This window comes from Mesorhizobium sp. WSM4308, assembly GCF_002294905.1.
GTDB lineage: Bacteria > Pseudomonadota > Alphaproteobacteria > Rhizobiales > Rhizobiaceae > Mesorhizobium.
Map to the genome: position 1 here is coordinate 166198 of NZ_NSFW01000014.1, position 18061 is coordinate 184258.

Genomic DNA, 18061 nt, shown 5'->3' on the forward strand with positions numbered 1-18061 from the left:
ATGCTGATGTGGCCTGATCAATAGTATCTTCGGAACCCGAACTGCCCAAGCGTGTTTAGGTGGTTCCGCCGGGAGTTGAACCAAGATGCAGAATGACGTGACGCGACATCGCCATGCCCGGGTGGGCGATCGAAATCTCTTCATCCGCGAAGGCGGGCCCAGAGGATGCTCCTGTGGTACTCCTGCCGCACGGATATCCTTGCTCGTCCTTCCAGTTTCGGCGGCTAATCCCGGCGCTGGCAGATCGCTGGCACACTATCGCCTTCGACTGGTCAGGCTCGAAACGCATTTCGACGAAGCCCTGCCGCTCGTTCGCGATTTCCTTTCGCGCACGCTGAATTGATTGCGGACATGAACAACACTTCGATAAGGGAGACCGTCATGGCCACGAAGCCGACCATTGCGCGCATCTGGCGCGGCCGCACCCGTCGTGACGTCGCAGACATCTACGAACCCTACATACGGACAGAAGGCATTCCGCCACTTCAAAAAGTGGCGCACGGCGTGCAACTTTTCCGCGAGGATCAGGACGACGAGACTTGGTTCACTACCATCTCCTATTGGCCGAACATCGAGGCGATGGCCGCCTTCACTAAAGGTAAGCCTGACAAAGTACATCATCTTGATCGTGATGCCGAACTGCTGATCGAATTGCCCGAGCGCATCGAAGTCCACCACATCCTGATCGATGAGCAGAACTTACGCTGATCAGCAGCGGCATGCGCAATCTCGTCTGTTCAGCATCATGTCGTTGATCTGGAGCCTCACTTAGGCAGCGATCAAGTTCGGGCTAGATGCGGATATGCCGCCGATCATGCTGGCTGGGCTGTGCTATGTCCTAACCGATTCGATCCTTGTCGTCGTCCTCCGGGACATGCGATCTGCCTTGGCCGAAGCCGATCCGGCCGCACATCGTTTCGGCGCTTCGACGAATGCCGGCACCTAGGGCCTCCTGTTCTTGGGAATGCAGGACCGTGCCTTCCGGCCCGTCGGGCTTGCGACCTCTCGCTGATCCCGGTTCTGCTTTTCGCGTTATCCGTCCTCGTGGGCGAGGAACGGCCAACTTGGGCTGGGGCTGCATCAGCCTCGTGGACCTGTTCTCGTCTCGTCTGGCCTTGCAGGATTGGGATCCGGTATGGGGCTTGCCGCTATCGTCGCCGGCACCGCTGCTGTTGTCTGGGAAGCACGCTTGCCGGGTATAGGCGGCCCCAAGTCTGAAAGCTTGGTCATAAAGCGCCGACCCGGTTCATCGACAAGCGCCTTTTTCCCCCTAGGCGAGACGTGGCTCTGAACCAGACGCACCTTGTCCAGATCAACATTAACCATTGTGCCCAGCGCGATGTCCTTCCTTACCAGGCACCTGCAGGCCGACGCCATATGATGGCTATGGTGAGCCCTATGCCGCGGCCTTCAACTCTGCCGCGATGCAGAGGCCTGAGGCTGCCGGAGTGCACCGCGGTGCTGAAGCAGGCCGTGAAACGATCGCACTCGCGAATTGACGCCGCCCGGCGGTTGGCGAAGTTTGCTCATAGGGCCGTACTTGTTGAACCGATGCTGATCCAGATGTGCGAGCAGCGCATCGATCTGCCGCTCGGCCAGCGCCTCGAAGGCTGTGCATATATCGATCCCGCACGCCTTCAGGATTTCGCGGGCGCGCTTCGCATTTTCGTTCCGTTCATGCATCAGGGCAGTCTCCGATTATGGCGGCAGTTGCCTTGTTAACCAGCATAATCGAGTTGCCGTATGGCTTGCTAGACCGGAGAGCCAATCCGGGCCGCCTTGGCCGGATGGCCACCTATTATCTCACACACCGGTTTTGATTCTAAGAGAATTCGTGTGCAGTTGTGGAACGATTTTCGTTTGGGGATTTACAACTAAGTGGTCCATCCCTCGTGGGTGTAGCGGCTCCAATCGCAGAAGCCCATCGCTTACGGATTAGCCGCGACGTTCTGTTCTAGGTGACCGACGAAGGAACAATTTTAGCGAGCGATAATTTCATAGGTCAGTTAGCCAAGGGAGGCTATCTTGACCCGACGACTGATGGACAAAGAGCGCTTTGAGCGCGCTGATCGTGAGGCTAAGCTATTGGTCGAAGCAGAGGCGAAGGCGCGAAAGGCAAAGACGGCACGGTTGCGGGAGCTCCGTCTTTCGGCACAGCCGACGGAGAAGTCAGCTCCGGTTAAAAGGCGCCGGCCGCCCGCCAAAAAGCCGTCGCCGAAGATTATCGAAGTCGACTAAGGCCAAAGCTGCTGGACTGCCTCGAGAACAACGTAGATGGCTGTTGCCAAGAAGGATCAGCAGCGCGTCACCTACACATGTGGCTCCCCTGATACGGCGCGGCCCGGCGCGAAGGTGTGGCGCCCACGGCCGGGCCTGACCGGCGGGGGCACGGACTCGATACAGGGCACCGGATCGCGCTTTATATCAGCGCTCACTAAAGCTTCCGCCGTGCAAATGAATGACTGCGCTCAGTTTGCTGCCACCGGTCGTTTTAACCGGGTGGCGGGTCTCCTTTTTCTGGAACCCTTTTATCGTTTGCTAATTGAAGTCGCGGCGGCCCGGTGCGTGCCGCTGGCCAACGTTGGCATGACCTTAGTTGGTCGGCCCGCGTCCGCTGCAAATGGGCGCGGGCCAATATGTGAACGTACGGAGTGTCCGGATGAGCCAGCGCGGTGCAGATTTTTTGTACAAATGGATTTCGGCGAACGTGCCCGAAACGATTGGTGCCGATATCATCTCGGTGGCTGAGCTTACCCAGCAGCTGTTCGCCGACGCCAAGGCAGTCGGACTCAGCAGTACCGAGATCGAGGAAGACACAGGTAGTGTGTACGAGGCGATCCTTGATGCCGTAGTGCACCACGATGCCGGCGTGGCGAACTGACTGGCCTTGCTATGCCGATAAAATGGGTGGACGGTTCAAACTTTCATCGACGGAAAGATGAAGCTGACAATGTTCTGCCACGTCTCCAGTTGCAACCATAGCAAAATGCTAGGCTTGGTACGGACGCTCCCGCTATGGCGGATGACTTGAGCCCGAAATTACACTGCGAGCGATGCGGCTCGGAAAAGGTCGGGCTAATCTACGCGCCAGACCCAAAACTAGATGTCGGCGGAACCTCTATGCGGGAGGCAAGGCGGGCGGCCGACCGGCGGCTCTGCAGTGCATGGCGCTGGCCACAGCCGATCGCCAGGACGCGCCCGATACTCCGGCGGCTGCCAGCGAACAGCCGCTCAAGCAACTTCGCATGGCTGTCGCAACGACCCTTGCCGTTTCCCGAGTTCGGTCTTCGAATCTCGGTCTCCTTGAACCCTGCATCTCGCAGAGCAGCGATCACGTCATTTGGGTCGCGCGGAGTGAAGATATCCGCCGGCATGTTCAGCCGGTCCATATGCACCTTCGGGAGGAAGCCCAACACGATGCGCCCGCCTGTACCAAAACGCGCGCAAGCTCCGCTGATCCAGCTTCAAGGCTTTGCCAGAAGTATACCGTGTGGACGCTTAGGGCCTTGTCAAATGTCGAGTCCCGCAAGGGCAGGTCTTCTACTGTCCCGACGTGGAACTCAGCTCGTCCGGCGCTCACAGCCTCGGCAAACTGACGACAGGCGGTTTTTACGACGTCCTGAGAGCGTTCAACACCGCAGACCAATGATGTGCCACGGAGAAGTCGAGGCAGTGCTGCGCCGCCCCCGAATCCGACTTCCAGGACTCGATCTTCCGGCACTAACTGGAGTTGATCGAGAGCGTAGCTGTTCAGCCGGGCGTTGCCGCGATTCATTCCTGCCCGAACTAGCCAGCCGCCGATCCCCTTAGCTATGAACTTTGGCGCCAATCCGGTCTACCCCCATGCCGATCTTAGAACGGTTCGCTAGGGACGAGCAACAGTCGACGAACTGCCTAGCCATTCCTAGGGACCTAGAGCCGCACGACCTTATCAAGCTCCAGACTGTGTCCCGCCTAATGTTTGATGCCCGTACCCAAGCGACGTAGCCGCTTCTTTGTTAAAGAGTGAGGCCTCTTCTTCGGTATTGAAAGGGTAGGCAGTAGCTGTACCGTCTGGCTTGAGCATGACGGCTAGGAACGGGAAACCCTTCCCAGGCGGGGGATACGCGATGAATGCCGGTTTTTTGCCCATCTGGCACCCTTAGCACGAACCACAGGGGTTAAGCCAATTGGGCGGCAGGCTGGACGCTACTACCCCCCACCTGCCGTGGCCTGCCCCAAAAGCGGCCTGCGACGCAATGGGTAAAGCCTGGCATCATCTGCCGCGTGAAACACTTGCGCGGCGAGGAGAATTTGCGGCATGCTTCCCTCCAGGACTTTCGGGAGGAAAATCATGCCAATCCGGCGAAAGGCGACTGATGCCGGCCGAAGTGGCGCTCCTCGGCAGGGTTTTCGATAAGCTGAAACTTGAGCAAGGGTCACCGGACACCCTCGATACGATCGCATCGCGAATTATCGCAAATTATATGGCCGGCATCAAAGACGAGGCTGAACTCGTCTCGCTTTCACGATGGCCGCTCCGTCGCTAGGATTGTCGAGGCGGCCGGGCCAGCCTTCAGGTTGACACAGGATGACTAGCCGGGCCGCGCCGGTTGTCCATTACGCGGCAGTTGTGAGCTTTGTAAAAGTGGAATGCAGCTGTGGCAACGTCCGCTACTGCCGTTCGGCCGATCTGATGATGGTCTATGGCGGGGGCGTCGATCCTATGAAGCTGAAGTTCGACTGCAACCGCTGTAAGCCCGATATCAAGATCACGCTGCTCGAGGTGCATCCCGAGCACCTTCCCAAGAAGCTGATGATCCACAACCGATGAAAGTAGGCGGCAGGATCACCTGGTACACGGAACGTTTTCGTGGATAGCGACCGCCTCACAGGTCCGATCAGCTGATCAACCCGGGGGGGACCGTCAGGGCCGGCAAGATGGCGGCGGCGCCTGAGGGCAGTTCAAGGACCGGCGCGCAGCTGCTGTAGAGGTCGCCTAAATCGAGGGCGTCGGGCGCACTTGCCTCGAAAATCAGCGCGCACGGAACATTCGGCCTAAAAGTTGGTCCCGGCGGCTGGCGGTGCCCTCCATCGCCTCCCTAAGATCGGGACTCGGATCGACCGCGCCTCTGGGCGTCCACAACGGTGTCCTGCCGACGCCGTCAGGCAGACTTAGCCAAGGTTTATGTATGGAAGGGCCTTGAGGGCGGCTCTGCCAGGGTGATCTGATTTCCATCAGGATCTGCGATTTGCGCGATCCTCCCGTAGTCACCTTTCGATTCACCTGTGAGCTTCACGCCGATTTCTTCGAGCGATTTGCGGGTTCTTTCCATCTCTGGCACGACAATAGTCAGTCTCCCTGACCCAGCATTCTCCTTGTCATGGAAGATTTGAATGTTCGCGCCTGCAACATCACGCCATTGAATCAGTCCATCCATGGGACGATCATCAGGCCTCCGCTCAAAAAGCTGGCTATAAAACTTCTCCGCACCATTCATGCTGGTTGTCGCGAGCGCCGCGTAAATTGCTTGGATTTGCATGTGCATGCCTCCATTTCAAATCTGCTTCTCTAAATGAGAAAGAGCGCAGTTCCGTTCCAAAATTCGTGTCATCGGGAGTAGCAGTGTTCCCTAGGGTTGAGGACAAGAGGAGCGTCGATGCCGTCGAGACGAATTCGCTGCCCGTGAACTTCGATTGTGATCTCTGAAATCGAGTGGCCGGATATCTTGGCGATGTCCTCTACGCTCGATCCCCACGCCCGCTCAGTGATGAACGTTCCACGCAGGACTTTGCAATCGCTGATAGACGCCGAAATGTGCGTCCCTGCGTTTTGCCAGAACGAGCGGCAATCACGGTGCTCGAAAAGCTACGCGACCGCTTTGGACCGGACAAGCGCGCCATTGGAGTGGGATCTGAAGCCGCTCGGCAGTAAAAGGCGGTCGGGCAACGACAAAGGTACGCGGATGATAGGAGGAAGGCTGGCAGCCGGGTCGGTACTGCTAAGATAATGGAATTTGGCTTGGGGGAATGGACTGTGAGAGTTCTGCGACGGGGTAGGGAACGATATATTTCCGCAATTTCTGGTCGAGATGTTAACGACGTCGAGCATAGTTGCGGTCTTTGCCTACATGGCGACCGGATCAATCTGGAAGGCCTTGTCTGGACCATCAAGGATGGCGCGCGTCAGTACGATGTCGCGATCAGCCTGATCTGTAAGTGCGCCGCATGGGAAGTGCCAGGCCTATGGAGCCCTAACTGGTCGATATAGCTGCGCGGAGTCAAATCGGCGCCGTCCGCTCGCTTACCTCTTCGATCTTATCGAGAACAGCTTCGGGCGCCACGTCGCGCTTGAGCTCCTTCAGTTCGCCGTCTGCTCCGGTGTTTACGTTCAGGCGCTTGGCAATCTCTTCCACCAGCTTGATGAGTTTGGTCGTCTCATGTTCATTCAGCAGGCTCATCTGCAGATCGAGGTCTGACCTGGCATCGTCCTCTGCCGCCATGCGATTCTGGTTGATCAGCACGAAGGTTGAGAGAAAGATTGCCTCGACCGAGGCAAACATTGCGAGGATGACCAGCGATGGATCAAACGGCTTGATAAGGGTTGTGACGCCGAGGTTGAGCCACGCCCCAAAGAACAAAAGGTGGATGTAGACGAACATCATGCTGCCGGCAAAGCTGCTGCGGCCGCGCGTTGCTCCAGGGATGCAGCCGTGGCGTCCCGTTTTCGCCGTTCGACCAGTGCTTCTATATTTCGGGCCAGGGCAGGGGCGAGGCCCTCCGGCGCCGGGGTGGTCGGCGGGACGGAGCCGTTGCTCTGCGAGGTGGCCATGGGATCCATCGTGTCTCTCCTCTTTAAGGCGCCTAACTCCCTGTTCGACAATTCGGTCCATTGGCCGATGTCGGCAGGCGGGAGATGAGGCGTCCAAGCGAATTTGCGCACAGCGTGCTTAGGCCGGCGACTTCTCGTTCCTTCCGAACTTTAGCCGGCGCTAATAATAGGTGATTTGCGGCATTTGCTTTCCCGCTCCGGCCGCGACCTGCGCGGCCGAGGGATGTGTGGCAAGAGTGGGCGGCGGACGGCCTGCCGCAAACGCGCGCTGGGCGGGACTCCTTTCCCACTATTTGGTGCTGGGGGCAGACGGTTTCATCATCACGCGCAACTGCATCTTATCAATAGTTGCGACGATGGCAGCCGCCAGCGCTTCCGCCTCATGGATCAACTCCGGCCCGTAGAGGCCGTTCACCGCTTCCTGGCTCGGTAGGACGCCGGGCGGACAATGCTCCTCTATCGTCGCTCTTATCAACCGTAACGCGTCGCGGGCCTCGGGATCGTTTTTCATGCTCGTCGAACACGCTGGTGGGATAAAGGTTCCGGAACTATTTTAGTTAAAGCTAATTGACTCGCGTGTTCTGCGAGTCCTGGGTATGGGTCTGAAATTCATCAAGCCGATGGAGCCCGAACTGGTCGATATCCCGCCGCAAAGCGCGGAGTGGATCCACGAGATCGAATTTGACGGGTACCAGACCGAGTTGATCAAGGGACGACGGGATTCTGCTGATTACCAAGAACGGCTACGACTGGACGGGCCGCTATATCCAGCTTGCCGGCGAGGCAGAGGCGATCGATGCGAAAGACTTCATCATCGACGGCCAGGCGATCACCATCAACGAGGCCAGCCTGTCCGATTTCCATGCACTTCAGTCAGCCATCACCACCCGCAAGCCATCCAGCGAACTGTATCTGGTGGCCCTCGACCTCCCTGTACCTCAACGGGCACGATTTGCGCGACATGCCGGTGGAAGACCGCCGCGAAATCCTCCAGGCGCTGATCCCGACCGGCGGCGGCATCACGCTCAGCGAAGCAATGCCGGGGTGCGATGCCGTCTATCTTGTCGACCAAGCCGGCCTATCGCAGTGGTCCACGATGGGATAAGAGGCTCGTCACCTAGGCCGCGGCATCGTCACGTATTAGCCAAAGCTTAATTATTCTCTGTCGACCGCGAACTTGAAAACATCCCGCCGTCCCTGGTCCACCACCCGGAACCAATGAGCCTGCACAGTTCTGACGACGAACGGCCCGGTCGTAACTTTGCTGACAGCCTCCAAAGCTGTCGCGCCGTGGGCAATGTGCAGGGCTACAACTTCGTCACCCTTCATTTCATCGATATGGTACTTTGTCGTCATGGGCTCATCGCCGGGGAACGAGCCCTAAACGCCATCGATCAACGCAGGTTCCTCTCCCCGCAAAGCGCGGCCTTATATCGGCGGGGCGCTTCTGGCTTTTAGAGCCCACTACCGATTTCGGTAGCCGTATATAAATCGACGCTACCATTGCTCTCTAAACGCCCGTCGCCAGGAAAGCGACGGGCAAATAGACCAATAAGCGGAGCGGTTGCCATTGGTCAAAGTTGTCTCTCCGAAAAATGGAGGTGAAATAGACAGATGGATAGGAGTGTTGGCCAAGTGCAGTGGTTGCTGGCACCAATGTTCGTGACCACCCTGCTGTTCCTATCCTTTGGGCGCATCATTGGATAGATTTCGTTCATATCCGCGCAGTCATGTCCTTCCTATGCAGATAAGTTCGCTCCGCCGCAGACGTGGCGAGCGAGCCCTCTAATCGGAGACAGTGTGAGGTTGTGATGTTCCGCGACAAAAGAACACAGGTTCTTGAGGCAAACTAGCTCGCGACAGTGCCGATTTGCGTAGCAAGCACCGCACTACTGACCGTGGCGAACATATGAATCGGCGCTGATACCCCGGCGGCCCGGCGCGAAGGTGTAGCGCCCACGGCCGGGCTGACCGGCGGGGGCACGGACTCGATACACGGCACCGGATCGCGCTTTATATCAGCGCTCACTGAAGCTTCCGCCGTGCAAATGAATGACTGCGCTCAAGTTCGTTGCCATGTCGCCCTAAGCCGATGGCGGGCTCCTTTTTTGGAACCCTTTCAGCGTTTGCTAATTGAAGTCGCGGCGGCCCGGTGCGTGCCGCTGGCCAACGTCGCCATGACCTTGGTGGTTCGGCCCGCGTCTGCTGCATGGGCGCGAGCCGATATGAACGTACGGATGGTTCGGATGAGCAAGCGCGGTGCAGATTTTTGGTACAAATGGATTTCAGCGAATGTTCCCGAAACGCTGAGTGCCGATATCATCTCGGTAGCTGACCTTGCCCAGAAGCTATTCGCCGACGCCAAGGCAGTCGGACTCAGCAGTACCGAGATCGAGGAAGACACAGGTAGTGTGTACGAGGCGATCCTTGATGCCGTAGTGCACCACGATGCCGGCGTGGCGGACTGACTGGCCTTCCCTATCAAAGGCTATCGGCCTGATCTACGCGCCAGATGGGACATCACCTCTTCGAAGACAAAGGCAGGCAATACAGGGAGCGGGCTGGCAGCCCGGGGTCGGTACTTGCTCTGTTGCAAAAATACTGGAATTTTGGCTTAGGCCCATTGGGGAGTGACTGTGTGAGTTCGCCAGCGGCTGTGGGGAAACGATGTATTTTCCGCAATTTCTGCTCGGGATGTTCACGACGTCGAGCATCGTTGCGGTCTTTGCCCTACATGGCGACCGGATCAATCTGGAAGGCCTTGATCTGGACAATCATTGCCGCGATTGTGTTGCAGGTCGGATATTTTGTGCTGGTGACAAGGCTAATCTATCAGCGTCGCACCGCTGAAGAGAGAAAAGCAAATCAGGATTTCGCCCAATAGCAGCCAGTCAGGCCGACGTCCCCGTTACGTAAGGACGGTCTGTCACTTTAGGCGGCTGATATGCGGCGGCCCGGCGCGGAGGTGAGGCGCTCACGACTGGCCCGACCGGCGTTGGACGGTGCGGCATCCGGCGTCAAAGATTGGTGACACCTAAATTAATCCTTTCGACCGCGACCTTGAAAACTTCGCGCCGTCCCTGGTCCCCCCAACTCGGAACCAATACGTCTGCAGCGCCCTGTCCCTGCTGCGGGCGCTTCCACCCCACTCAGGATGAGTCAGTTCTTCATGTATTGATCTTCGGCAGCCAAGTTGCCAAGAGCATTGCCGCTTCAGGTCCCCTGCAAACGAAGCCGGTACGACCATCTTACGTATGAAGGTGGTAGACCTTGCTGACGATCTTCCACTCTCCGGCGATCTTGAGCAGGGAAAGATAGTCGGTAAACTTCATGCTCCCGAACTCGTCCTCAACCTTCACCGTGGCTGCATCGACCGTGATGTCGAGCAAGGAGGCTTTCCAGTTTGGGCTGCTGTTCGGGGCCAAGCTCGCGCCCATAACCTCGCCCACATAGGCATCGACGCTCAGCCATTCGACTGCGCCTTGGTAGTTACCGATGATTGATGCCGATGGGTGAAACGCCGCTCGCAGCTTTTGCTCGTCGGCAGCGGACATAGCGAGGACGTAGGCCTCAACCGCAGCCTTGATTTGGCTTTCATTGGTGTTTGACATCAAGGCTAGCCCCGAGCTTTCCCAGATCATAGCCCAACCGAAGACCATTTGCCACTTCCGGCGGCGCCGCTATTGCTCATCAGCTTGCTGGAACCAACCAAAGACAGGGCACGGTCGTATGTGGGGACGCCAGGGAGCATAATAATTGTGGCGCCGTCTTCGGGGTCTAGCGGTTCATGCCCAGGCCCTTCATGGTAGAGGACCGGGCGCACTGATCGACCACCCGCAGCAGGGACATTAGTCGAAATGATCTTGCGCACTCGCCGGTTCCGTGTCGTTTGCCGGGGATAGGCGGCCCAAGGTCGGATAATTTGGTCATCCTTTGAGGGCCTTAGCTTCCCGTTCCAGCGTGTCGCGGTCATTGCCGTACTTGGCGATCAACTCCCGTACCTGCGGGATAGACAGGCCAAATTTGCTCGCGAAATAGCCGACCTCGTATTCCTCATCGCCGCTAACGCGGCTGCGATCTTGATAGCCAAGCTTGTTCTTGTCGTCAGTCATCGTGGTTCTCCCAGCATGCGATCGACGGCAACGTGCGTCACTCCGATTTGTTTCGCTGGGCATCTCCAATTCCGGAACTATTTTAGTTAAAGCTAATTGAATCGCGTGTTTTGCGAGTCCTGCGAATGCGTCTGAAATTCATCAAGCCGATGGAGCCTGAACTGGTCGATACCCCGCCGCAAAGCGCGGACTGGATCCACGAGATCAAGTACGACGGGTACAGGACCCAGATCATCAAGGATGACGAGGGGATCCGGCTGATCACGAAAAACGGCTACGACTGGACAGGCCGCTATATCCAGCTTGCTGGCGAGGCAGAGGGGATCGAAGCGAAAGACTTCATCATCGACGGCGAGGCAATCACCATCAATGAGGCCGGCCTGTCCGATTTCCATGCACTGCAATCGGCCGTCACCAGCCGAACGCCATCGCGCGACATTTATCTGGTGGCGTTCGATCTCCTGTACCTCAACGGGCACGATTTGCGCGACATGCCGGTGGAAGACCGCCGCGAAATCCTCCAGGCGTTGATCCCGACCGGTGGCCGCATCCAGTTCAGCGAAGCAATGCCGGGAACGGGCGATGCCGTCTATCATCTTGTCGACCAAACAGGCTTGGAAGGCATGGTCTCAAAGCGCAAGGGCAGCAGCTATCGCAGTGGTCCGACGATGAACTGGCGCAAGATCAAGTGCTATACCGAAAAGGAAATGGACATCATCGGCGTGCAACGGGAGGCCGGTAAGCCTGCGATGGTGCTGATGGCCGACAACGGCTGTTATGCCGGCGGCGCGTTCGTGGCGTTCAAAGCAGACAAGCGGCAACGCCTCTGGGATCGGGTGCAAGGCAAGATTGGCGGCCCTACACCGATAGGTCTAAAAAGGGCCAAGGCTGAATGGCTGAAGCCTGGGTTGGTCGGACGCGTTCGGTTCCTCAAGGGCGAGGAAAAGCTACGCCACGCCACATTGAGGGATTTTTGGGAGGGTTAGCTTGGCGGTCGCCAACAAGGATCCGGTGCGCGCCACCTATGCATCATGATGCGTCAACCCGGCTCATCGATCAGCGCCTTTTTCCTCTTGGGCGGGACGTGGCTGTGAACCAGACGCACCTTGTCCAGATCAACAGTGACCATTGTTCCCAGCGTGACCGTAACCTTGTCACCGTCGATTCGCGTAACCTCACCGGTTAGCTCAATCTGCTGACCCTTCACCACCTTAGTGGCCGGATCGACAATCGAATGGGGAAAATTGTAGCTCGGGATCGAGACGCTTACGCGGTCTTCGGTGACGCGCTTAAGCACCGTCGCCATTACCGCCACTTCGTCGCCGACCTTTATTGCCATGCAATGATTCTGGTGCGACATCCAACAGCGTCAAGGATTAGCGGAAGCTAAATTAATCTCTGTCGACCGCGAACTTGAAAACATCCCGCCGTCCCTGGTCCACCACCCGGAACCAATGAGCCTGCACAGTTCTGACGACGAACGGTCCGGTCGTAACTTTGCTGACAGCCTCCAAAGCTGTGGCGCCGTGGGCAATGTGCAGGGCTACAACTTCGTCACCCTGCATTTCATCGATATGGTACTTTGTCGTCATGGGCTCCTCGCCGGGGAACGAGCCCTAAACGCCATCGATCAGCGCAGGTTCCTCGCGGCGCGTCTGGCCTCTAGGAAGCGTGGGCGCAGCGTCCGCGATATTGGGCAAAATCCGAAGTGGTCCCCAACGCCTCAGTGGTTTGGGCGGCGTGCGCGTGAAGTTCAAAGATTGAACTATTCGCCCTTGGCGGCGCGGCGCTCTGAAAGCGCTCGCCACAAGCCCGCCTCTTCCTGTGTCCCGCCATCAAAAACTTGAAGGACTACCGCAGCCAGGTATTCGCGTTGCTCGCAGTCTTTTTTGTCCAGGCGACGTTCTTCGCAGAGCCGGTCAAACACGCGCTCGAGCATGTCCAGATCAGCGGGGCAATAGACACCACTGCAACCCGGCAGCGACATGGCAGGCGCCTTAAAAGCGACCCTTATTACCATTATCTCATACAACCGGTTTTGATGCGAAGAGAATTCGTGTGCCATCGTGGAACGATTTCACGTTTGGGAATTTTCAACCAAGTGGTCGATCCTCCTGGGTGCAACCGCTCTAATGAGAAAGCCCGTCGCTCTCTAGCCGCGACGGGCTTTTTATTGGCGCGCTCGCGAGGTTCCCTTTCGTTGTGCATTCAACTTTAGCACGACAGAGGTCGACGAGGCTTCCGATCGGGTACGTTCCTAATGATGCCTGCTGGAGCGCTCGACATCGTCGCGGCAGTCACGAAATTGGTCACCGAAGACCAACGAAAGGAACAATTTTAGCAACCGATAATTTCATAGGTCAGTTAGCCAGGGGAGGCTGTCTTGACCGAACGACGGGTCGACAAAGAGCGCATCGAGCGCGCCGATCGAGAAGCTAAGCTATTAGTCGAGGCGGAGACGAAAGCACGAAATGCAAAGACGGCACGGTTGCGGGAGCTCCGTCTTTCGGCACAGCCGACGGCAGCTCCGGTTAAAAGGCGCCGGCCGCCCGCCAAAGAGCCGTCGCGGAAGATTATCGAAGCTGACTAGGCCGAACGGCTTCGGACCCTGCTGACTTGGGAGAATGAAGTAGATGGCCGTGGCTAAAAAGGATCAGGAGCGCGTCACCTACGCGTGGATGTATGGCCAGCAAGCTCGCAAGGATGGCAAGGAACGCGCCGTGCCTGAGTATTGGCACGAGCACGCCGACGCGTGGCTGCAGGGCTTCGACGGACAGCTTTTGGAAGGAGCCGGCGTGCAGCGCCCCGTCAGCAATAACCTTGAGGCGGAACTCGACGAAGCTGCCGTCGGCAAGCCGGGAACTTAAGGCAACGATCGAACTTATCGCCGAATGAGCACACGCGGCATGGGTTTCCGGATTGTACAACTATAGCCTCGCGGCCAAAACGAGCCTTTCTCTCATTCGAGCTAGCGACCCGCAATCAGCAGGCAAAGTTGGCGCAGGTCGCGATCCTATGTGTCTTGGTTGCCAACCACGTCGGCACAACGCTTCTTCATCCGCGACAACTGCGCACGCGACATGTGGGAGACAGCACTCGAGACGCGAGTAACTCCAGGGGTGCTGAGAGAGTACCCGGAGTGCCAGGAGTGCCCGGAACACCACCGATGCCGAGGACGCCGACGCCCGCTCCGATTTCGTTGCCGACCCCAACATCTGCTCCGACGCCACCGGTATCCCTAACCGTCGCGCCCAGGCCTGCCGTAACGCCGCTGGAGCCGCCGACGGTCGCGCCAGCACCTGCATCGATGCCATTGGTCCCGCCGACCGATGCGCCAAGGCCCGCATTGGCCCCACCCGAGCCGCCGAGGGAAGCGCCTGCCCCCCCGTTAACTCCAACACTGCCGCCTACAGATGCGCCGACGCCAATTCCGGCGGCGTTAGCTGGCATGCACAGGGCCGCGATAATTGCACCACTCGCCAATGTTTTGGCGGTTCTCTCGAAGATGCTAGCCATGACACTCTCCTTGTAGTTGCCTGGAACAACTGGCACCTGCCGGTCGTACATACAGTACGCGCGAGGAGACTTTCTGGTTTCCTAATATACGTGCTCTTCGGCAATGTAGTTGCCGGTCCCTGATCCGAAATATTAAAAATATATGCATTGTGGAATAAAGCGCCTATTGGCAACTACATCAGGCAAGCGCGGTCCTTTCAACTTTGAGAACGACGCCGGTTGTAGCGGCCGTCCGGCAACCCACTTGAAGCCGGTGTGGGATTGTTCCGAAGGCAGGCTTCAGTCGGTATGAAGTTGGGACTTTAGTCCCGCGCTAAAAAGCAAAGGTCCCAAATACAACAATACGCGGAACGGATGCCATTGATCAAAGTTGTCCCTCCGAAAAATGGAGGCGAAACAGATGGATAGGAGTGTCGGCCAAGCGCGGTGGTTGCTCGTACCAACGTTCTTTACGGCCCTGCTGTTTCTAATCTTGGGGTGCATCATTGGATAAATTTCGTTCAGATCCGCGCAGTCCTGTCCCTTCCTGCGCAGATAGGGTTCGCTCCGCCGCAGACGTGGCGAGCGAACCCTCTATTGCGACCAATCTACAAGGCGAGGCTGTGATGTTCCGCGACAAAAGAACCCGGGTTCTTGAGGCAAGCCTGCTCACGGCAGTGCCGATATGCGTAGCAATCACCGCACTCCTCGCCTTGTTGACCGTGGCGAAGATATGAATCGGCGCTGATGCCCGGCGGCCCGGCGCGAAGGTGGGGCGTCCACGGCCGGGCCTGACCGGCGGGGGCAGGGACTCGATACACGGCACCGGATCGCGCTTTATATCAGCGCTCACTGAAGCTTCCGCCGTGCAAATGAATGACTGCGCTCAGTTCTTTGCCACCTGTCGCCTAAGCCGGTGGCGGGTCTCCTTTTTCAGCGCTTGCTAATTGAAGTCGCGGCGGCCCGTGTGCCGCTGGCCAACGTTGCCATGATCTTTGTTGGTCGGCCCGCGCCTAGTGCATGGGCGCGACCCAATATGAACGTACGGATGGTTCGGCACGATCCTTCAACGCCGATCAGCTTCGCCGATTGCGGGGATCTTGGCATGGACGAAATTCAGTCTGATTTCGAGCGCCAAAGTGCGAACAGCGGAGTGTTCCACTCGAAAAGGGGCGCATCCAGAAGCTCAATTAAAAGCTAGCCCTTGTTTTAAGGTAGCGAGGCTGTAGACGCTAGCCCCTATCTGTCGAGCGTTCCCTAAGTCTGAATTCAAAATGGCGAGGGCGAGAGCGGGTTGGCAGCGTCACAACAAGGTCGGTGACCCGTATCCATTTGCTGCAAGTGCCTCGCAGAGTAACCCTTTGCCCCAGCGCCTTCTCTGCTGCCTCAAAGGGCGTTCGCGCTTGTGCATCGAATGTCGAAACAATGGATTCCCCGTCCATCTCTTCAACACGATAACTCTTCATGGAGCAGCCTTCAGGGGATGACACCAAGCGAATCGTGCTATCAAACTAATGGAATATTAGAGAGCTCTCAATTGCGACCGACGGGTTTTTAGGGCGCTACCAGGCGGCGACTTAAAAGACTTCCGCAACCAGGCATTTCGTTGCTCCGCGCGGGCCATTGCAATCCGCTAGAGCTTGAAACAGCTGTTCGGGGCGGCATATTTCCGCTGATGCAGGATGAGCACGGCAAGCGCATTTCCATTCTGGATCTCGACGCTGTGCGCGAGGCCTTCAAGAAGTCTGTCCACGAAAACAATGTCTCGCCTGCCGAATGGGGCGAACATGCCCAATGGTTCGTTCAACAGCTTGCGGTTCACAAACTTTCGGAGGTGGCGGTTAGCCAGGTCACAGAAGCGCCGGATGACAAGCCAGCAATATGGCCGCAAAATCCCACTTGATCTGACGATTTCGGTAGCCCTATAAAAAGCGACGTTACCCTTGCTCTCTCGGGAGGCTTGCGATGGATAACGTGGTCCCGTTCCGCAAAGTGTCGGCCCGTGTCGAAGTGGCGGAAGTCTCTGGCGAATGGCTCGTCCGCGTCACCGAAGACGACCAAGAACTTACCCGATCATTTGACGTGGAAGAATATGCGCTGTCCTTTGCGGAAGGTCAGCGCATCCGGCTAGGGCTGGATGAGGTCATGCGGCTTTAGGCGCTCTACCTCTGTGTGGAAACCGATCCGCCTGGTGTGATGGCGTGACGCCGGCGCCATGCTGTTGCCGGATTTTCAGGTAGCCCGCAAAGATCGACAGCTTCTTTTCATAACCTATGCGCACCATAGCTTTGCAGCTGTCGCATCTGAAGCTTCCGATTGTGCGGAGCCAGGAACCAGGCCTTGCCATAGGGTGTGAGCAGGCCGGACAGTGGAACTCCATCGTCACGTCGCTCAATTCATCGCACAAAGCCATTTCCGTATTTCTCCAACCTCTGTGGATTGCAGAATGAGCCCCCGGGAACAGGCGTTTCAACCGCGACGCCAAAGCCTCGGAATGCCCAACCTCACGATTTGACATGGTGATACCTATCGCTATGCCTGGTAAAGCCCGCCGCAAATGAAGGCGACGAGCTCTTACATCAGGTCAGTTGTAGACCTTGATGATCTTGCGCGTGCTCGGATCCACAAGAACCGTCCGGTTGTCGATCACAACGTAGCGGTATTTGACGTTCGGAACCTCGTGGAGCTCGACCGTATCCGGCACAGCCGTGCCGATGTTGAGTTCCACGCCCGGAATCTTGACGGAAGCCAGCGGCTGCTTCTTCACGTATTCGCGCACTACGGTGTCCTGCTCAGGTGTGATAACAACCTCCTCGGCGGCCACTGCGCCAACGCCGGCAAGTAGGACGAGCGCCGCGGCGGCGCTGGTTAGGTGCATTCTCATAGTTTTCTCCTCTTGTAATCTGGCGACAGCAGAACCTTCTGCCCGCCCCTGTTCCGAACTTGCCGCCAGCGGCATCGTTCCCGACGACGGACTTCAGCCGGATACTCAACGGACGAAAGGCCCATTCTGAAACGGAAAGATCTTCAAGCTGCTCGGCGGCGGCTTTCGAGGGAACTTACTTGAGGAAAAACGCTTACTGGCCGATGGGAAAGCATGGCGTTGAAATCTTCGCCAAACCGGTCTCACCGGACCATCTGTCCGATGCTTCGTCGGTGGCGGCCCCTATATCAAACAGCATTTTAAAGGCGGCTAAGAATCCCAACCCCAAGGCGGCCACGAAGTCAGCCCGGGCAGAGGCGACTGCAAACAAAACTCGATCCATCGGGGGTGTAGGAGACAAAGGCGAGGTATTGCACGATGAAATTTCGAACTCTGTAGTCCGCATCGTCCTGACGGCCTACCGGAGCGACTATTTCCCCATCCTTTTACTCCTTGCGGGCTATACGCTGTTTGCGTTCGGTGCGGCTCTCATCCTGCTCCTGTGGATGATTGCCTAGAAACTGGAAAGCCTAAAATAGAGATATCACGCAAGGCCGAGCGATTGCCGGCTCGGCCTTCATCATTTCCAACTGGCCATTCGCGAGCGGCTATGGAAGAGCTTCCAGGAGCACGCCGGGCCGCCTCCCAAGGGGATGAAGCGGACGGCGACGCAATGGGTCAAGCCGGGCATCATTGGCCGTGTGAAGCACTTGCGCGGCG

General features: G+C 57.6%; 23 protein-coding genes and 3 pseudogenes. 13 read left to right on the forward strand and 13 right to left on the reverse strand.

What is annotated here, in order from left to right; translation table 11 throughout:
* Positions 1–85: 85 nt before the first annotated feature.
* Together CK227_RS24825 and CK227_RS24830 are read left to right on the forward strand one after the other, a co-directional pair.
* Positions 86–281: pseudogene (locus CK227_RS24825) on the forward strand (alpha/beta fold hydrolase); the annotation flags it as partial.
* 100 nt (positions 282–381) lie between these two features.
* A complete protein-coding gene (locus CK227_RS24830; RefSeq protein ID WP_095774682.1) occupies positions 382–708 on the forward strand; it encodes a hypothetical protein in 327 nt (108 codons plus the stop codon).
* A 702-nt stretch (positions 709–1410) separates the two neighbouring features.
* Here CK227_RS24830 and CK227_RS24840 read toward each other — a convergent pair.
* A complete protein-coding gene (locus tag CK227_RS24840; protein ID WP_095774530.1) occupies positions 1411–1683 on the reverse strand; it encodes a hypothetical protein in 273 nt (90 codons plus the stop codon).
* A gap of 976 nt (positions 1684–2659) precedes the next feature.
* Here CK227_RS24840 and CK227_RS24850 point away from each other — a divergent pair.
* Positions 2660–2881, forward strand: a complete 222-nt coding sequence (locus CK227_RS24850; RefSeq protein ID WP_095774681.1) for a DUF768 domain-containing protein — start codon at positions 2660–2662, stop codon at positions 2879–2881.
* 199 nt (positions 2882–3080) lie between these two features.
* Here the strand turns inward: CK227_RS24850 and CK227_RS24855 are convergent, their stop codons facing one another.
* Entirely contained in the window at positions 3081–3389 is a 309-nt protein-coding gene (locus CK227_RS24855; protein ID WP_095774528.1) for a hypothetical protein, read from the reverse strand.
* Between the two features lie 832 nt (positions 3390–4221).
* Between CK227_RS24855 and CK227_RS38010 the strand changes: the two are divergent.
* Both CK227_RS38010 and CK227_RS24870 read left to right on the forward strand, forming a co-directional pair.
* Positions 4222–4359: pseudogene (locus CK227_RS38010) on the forward strand (ATP-dependent DNA ligase); the annotation flags it as partial.
* A 211-nt stretch (positions 4360–4570) separates the two neighbouring features.
* Positions 4571–4813 carry a hypothetical protein gene (locus tag CK227_RS24870; RefSeq protein WP_245318225.1) on the forward strand — a complete coding sequence of 81 codons (243 nt, stop codon included), beginning with the start codon at positions 4571–4573 and terminating at the stop codon, positions 4811–4813.
* Positions 4814–5165: 352 nt separating this feature from the next.
* On the opposite strand, the gene CK227_RS24875 is transcribed toward CK227_RS24870, so the two are convergent.
* From CK227_RS24875 to CK227_RS37420, 4 genes and pseudogenes are all read right to left on the reverse strand, one after another.
* A complete protein-coding gene (locus CK227_RS24875) occupies positions 5166–5522 on the reverse strand; it encodes a lactoylglutathione lyase (RefSeq protein WP_095774680.1) in 357 nt (118 codons plus the stop codon).
* A gap of 738 nt (positions 5523–6260) precedes the next feature.
* A pseudogene (locus CK227_RS24880) lies at positions 6261–6811 on the reverse strand (DUF1003 domain-containing protein).
* Between the two features lie 289 nt (positions 6812–7100).
* On the reverse strand, positions 7101–7322 hold the full coding sequence (locus CK227_RS24885; protein ID WP_095774526.1) for a hypothetical protein: 222 nt from the start codon (positions 7320–7322) through the stop codon (positions 7101–7103).
* A 194-nt stretch (positions 7323–7516) separates the two neighbouring features.
* A complete protein-coding gene (locus tag CK227_RS37420; protein WP_245318224.1) occupies positions 7517–7675 on the reverse strand; it encodes a hypothetical protein in 159 nt (52 codons plus the stop codon).
* Positions 7676–7772: 97 nt separating this feature from the next.
* Here CK227_RS37420 and CK227_RS37425 point away from each other — a divergent pair, with 97 nt between their 5' ends.
* A complete protein-coding gene (locus CK227_RS37425; protein ID WP_245318223.1) occupies positions 7773–7916 on the forward strand; it encodes a hypothetical protein in 144 nt (47 codons plus the stop codon).
* A gap of 50 nt (positions 7917–7966) precedes the next feature.
* Here CK227_RS37425 and CK227_RS24895 read toward each other — a convergent pair whose 3' ends face one another.
* Positions 7967–8167, reverse strand: a complete 201-nt coding sequence (locus CK227_RS24895) for a hypothetical protein (RefSeq protein ID WP_095774525.1) — start codon at positions 8165–8167, stop codon at positions 7967–7969.
* A gap of 890 nt (positions 8168–9057) precedes the next feature.
* Here CK227_RS24895 and CK227_RS24900 point away from each other — a divergent pair.
* Together CK227_RS24900 and CK227_RS24905 are read left to right on the forward strand one after the other, a co-directional pair.
* Positions 9058–9279, forward strand: a complete 222-nt coding sequence (locus CK227_RS24900) for a DUF768 domain-containing protein (RefSeq protein WP_095774679.1) — start codon at positions 9058–9060, stop codon at positions 9277–9279.
* 266 nt (positions 9280–9545) lie between these two features.
* Positions 9546–9695, forward strand: a complete 150-nt coding sequence (locus CK227_RS24905; protein ID WP_245318222.1) for an exopolysaccharide production repressor protein — start codon at positions 9546–9548, stop codon at positions 9693–9695.
* Between the two features lie 364 nt (positions 9696–10059).
* Here CK227_RS24905 and CK227_RS24910 read toward each other — a convergent pair whose 3' ends face one another.
* Together CK227_RS24910 and CK227_RS24920 are read right to left on the reverse strand one after the other, a co-directional pair.
* Positions 10060–10422, reverse strand: a complete 363-nt coding sequence (locus CK227_RS24910) for a nuclear transport factor 2 family protein (protein WP_095774678.1) — start codon at positions 10420–10422, stop codon at positions 10060–10062.
* 315 nt (positions 10423–10737) lie between these two features.
* Positions 10738–10923, reverse strand: coding sequence for a DUF3606 domain-containing protein (locus CK227_RS24920; RefSeq protein ID WP_095774524.1), 186 nt, complete (start codon positions 10921–10923; stop codon positions 10738–10740).
* A gap of 125 nt (positions 10924–11048) precedes the next feature.
* On the opposite strand from CK227_RS24920, the gene CK227_RS24925 reads away from it, so the two are divergent.
* Positions 11049–11909, forward strand: coding sequence for an ATP-dependent DNA ligase (locus tag CK227_RS24925; protein ID WP_095774523.1), 861 nt, complete (start codon positions 11049–11051; stop codon positions 11907–11909).
* 53 nt (positions 11910–11962) lie between these two features.
* On the opposite strand, the gene CK227_RS24930 is transcribed toward CK227_RS24925, so the two are convergent.
* The 3 genes from CK227_RS24930 to CK227_RS36865 form a co-directional block, all read right to left on the reverse strand.
* Positions 11963–12262 carry a hypothetical protein gene (locus tag CK227_RS24930; RefSeq protein WP_095774522.1) on the reverse strand — a complete coding sequence of 100 codons (300 nt, stop codon included), beginning with the start codon at positions 12260–12262 and terminating at the stop codon, positions 11963–11965.
* Between the two features lie 52 nt (positions 12263–12314).
* Positions 12315–12515 carry a hypothetical protein gene (locus CK227_RS24935; RefSeq protein ID WP_095774521.1) on the reverse strand — a complete coding sequence of 67 codons (201 nt, stop codon included), beginning with the start codon at positions 12513–12515 and terminating at the stop codon, positions 12315–12317.
* A gap of 173 nt (positions 12516–12688) precedes the next feature.
* Complete coding sequence (locus CK227_RS36865; protein ID WP_179296510.1) at positions 12689–12910, reverse strand: RNA-binding protein; 222 nt, start codon at positions 12908–12910, stop codon at positions 12689–12691.
* A 646-nt stretch (positions 12911–13556) separates the two neighbouring features.
* On the opposite strand from CK227_RS36865, the gene CK227_RS24950 reads away from it, so the two are divergent.
* The 3 genes from CK227_RS24950 (at position 13557) to CK227_RS24970 (ending at position 16575) form a co-directional block, all read left to right on the forward strand.
* The gene (locus CK227_RS24950; protein ID WP_095774519.1) at positions 13557–13790 is read left to right on the forward strand and encodes a hypothetical protein; all 234 of its coding nucleotides are present in this window, start codon (positions 13557–13559) and stop codon (positions 13788–13790) included.
* Positions 13791–16024: 2234 nt separating this feature from the next.
* On the forward strand, positions 16025–16321 hold the full coding sequence (locus CK227_RS36325) for a hypothetical protein (RefSeq protein WP_143750527.1): 297 nt from the start codon (positions 16025–16027) through the stop codon (positions 16319–16321).
* Positions 16322–16383: 62 nt separating this feature from the next.
* Positions 16384–16575: a hypothetical protein gene (locus CK227_RS24970; RefSeq protein WP_095774517.1), complete on the forward strand. Its 192-nt coding sequence runs from the start codon at positions 16384–16386 to the stop codon at positions 16573–16575.
* A gap of 427 nt (positions 16576–17002) precedes the next feature.
* Here CK227_RS24970 and CK227_RS24980 read toward each other — a convergent pair whose 3' ends face one another.
* Positions 17003–17302 carry a DUF1236 domain-containing protein gene (locus CK227_RS24980; protein ID WP_095774516.1) on the reverse strand — a complete coding sequence of 100 codons (300 nt, stop codon included), beginning with the start codon at positions 17300–17302 and terminating at the stop codon, positions 17003–17005.
* 179 nt (positions 17303–17481) lie between these two features.
* Here CK227_RS24980 and CK227_RS24985 point away from each other — a divergent pair, with 179 nt between their 5' ends.
* A complete protein-coding gene (locus CK227_RS24985; RefSeq protein WP_245318221.1) occupies positions 17482–17859 on the forward strand; it encodes a hypothetical protein in 378 nt (125 codons plus the stop codon).
* Positions 17860–18061: the final 202 nt, after the last annotated feature.